This is a genomic window from Helicobacter magdeburgensis (genome assembly GCF_000765825.2).
In the GTDB taxonomy this organism is placed as follows: domain Bacteria; phylum Campylobacterota; class Campylobacteria; order Campylobacterales; family Helicobacteraceae; genus Helicobacter_C; species Helicobacter_C magdeburgensis.
In genome coordinates, this window is record NZ_JRPE02000043.1 from 1 (window position 1) to 1,100 (window position 1,100).

1 protein-coding gene and 2 pseudogenes are annotated in these 1,100 nt (G+C 40.3%); 2 read left to right on the forward strand and 1 reads right to left on the reverse strand.

Annotated elements, in window-relative coordinates:
* Both LS74_RS10760 and LS74_RS10765 read left to right on the forward strand, forming a co-directional pair.
* Positions 1 to 243 (forward strand): annotated as a pseudogene (locus LS74_RS10760) (glycosyltransferase family 4 protein); the annotation flags it as partial.
* A 24-nt stretch (positions 244 to 267) separates the two neighbouring features.
* The gene (locus LS74_RS10765) at positions 268 to 723 is read left to right on the forward strand and encodes a recombinase family protein (RefSeq protein WP_236096936.1); all 456 of its coding nucleotides are present in this window, start codon (positions 268 to 270) and stop codon (positions 721 to 723) included.
* 143 nt (positions 724 to 866) lie between these two features.
* Here the strand turns inward: LS74_RS10765 and LS74_RS10770 are convergent.
* A pseudogene (locus LS74_RS10770) lies at positions 867 to 1,100 on the reverse strand (glycosyltransferase family 4 protein); the annotation flags it as partial.

Sequence of the window (1,100 nt, forward strand, 5' to 3'; positions counted from 1 at the left end):
AAGCGATTTAAACGCAAAATGTCCGCTACAAAGCCAGATAAGGTGCATTTGCATATGCTGATTTTCAAACGCATTACGCATTCTAATAAAAATACTTCGCTTGTTATCTTAGCGTGTAATGTGCCTTTTGTGATTTTGAGTGTATGCTTTTACCAGCACACTTGGCTGCTTTTGGCATTTTGTGGGATTTTTGCCCTGCTTTATGGCTATTTTTATGCAAGATTAATCCGCTTTGGTATGTAATGCTCCCTTAAAAAAGGAGAGCCTATGCACTATATTTATTTAAGAGTGTCAAGTCATAAACAAAGTGTGAAAAATCAATATTTTGAGATACAAAAGTGGTGTGAGCAACGCAATATCCACACATATCGCGTCATCGCTGAGACGATGAGCGGGGCTATTAGCCCTGATTATAGACAGCTAGGAGTGTTGCTTAAAAAAGCACAGAAAGGGGACTATTTGATTATTGCTGAAATATCGCGACTTGGCAGGAGCATTTTGCAGATTATGAGTGTGCTTCATCAATGTATGGAGCGGGGCATTACGATTTATTCTATCAAGGAAAACTACGAGCTAGGGGATAATCTTAATTCAAAAGTGCTTGCCTTTGCTTTTAGCTTGAGTGCGGAGATTGAGCGACATCTCTCATTAGCCAACGCACAAAGGAAGCATTATCTAGGATTAAGAGTGAAGGCGGGAGACTTGGCAGACCAAGCGGGGTAGCACCACTGCATTCTTTGAAGCTTTATGAAAATAAAGATAGCATTATCAAAATGTATCAAAACCGCATACCGATGGTGCGTATTGCTAAAAGATTCAATGTCAATCGCAAAACTTTAGCTTGTTTTTTGAAGCGATTAGGGTTGTTATAGGCGTTTTGATAAGGCAAAATAGCAGAGCATATACAGCCCTACAAAGCCCATAATACCGCAAATCAGCACAAGTGTATGCGTGTGAAAATAAATGCTAAAAATCACTATAGGTATGTGGAGGGCTAGTATCACGCTTGAAGTGCCTATATTGTGGCGTGAGATTTTGAAAATGAGCGTGTGGAGGTGCAAATCATCTGGGCTTGTGGCATTACGCCTTAGCCTTTTGCG